This is a genomic window from Pseudoalteromonas sp. BSi20480, assembly GCF_000241365.1.
Lineage (GTDB): Bacteria > Pseudomonadota > Gammaproteobacteria > Enterobacterales > Alteromonadaceae > Pseudoalteromonas > Pseudoalteromonas marina.
Map to the genome: position 1 here is coordinate 1 of NZ_BADX01000121.1, position 429 is coordinate 429.

The window sequence follows — 429 nt, forward strand, 5'->3', positions numbered from 1 at the left end:
AGAGCATTACGGTGTCGAGTCAATTTGCAAGGAATTGCCGATTGCACCATCAACGTATTATTCTCATAAACAGATACAAAGAGAGCCTGAGCGACTGTCTAACCGCAAAAAGCGTGATGCTGAGCTGATAATACTCATTCGCGAAGTGTGGGAGGATAATATGTCAGTTTATGGTGCAAGAAAAATATGGAAGCAGCTACAGCTTGACGACCATCAAGTCGCCCGCTGTACAGTCGAACGATTGATGCGAGTTATGGGAATTCAAGGTGTTCGTCGGGGTAAAGCACATAAGACAACGATACCTGACGAGCAACAAGATAAGCCACTTGATTTAGTTAATCGTCAATTTACTGCTGAGCAGCCAAATCAACTTTGGGTAGCTGACATCACCTATGTTGCCACATGGAGTGGGTTTGTTTATGTCGCTTT

Annotated in this window: 1 protein-coding gene; it reads left to right on the plus strand. The window is 44.1% G+C overall.

Annotation, left to right across the window (positions count from 1 at the left end):
• Positions 1–429 (plus strand): IS3 family transposase (locus tag P20480_RS19250; protein WP_033025622.1); only part of this gene is annotated, 429 nt, incomplete at both ends.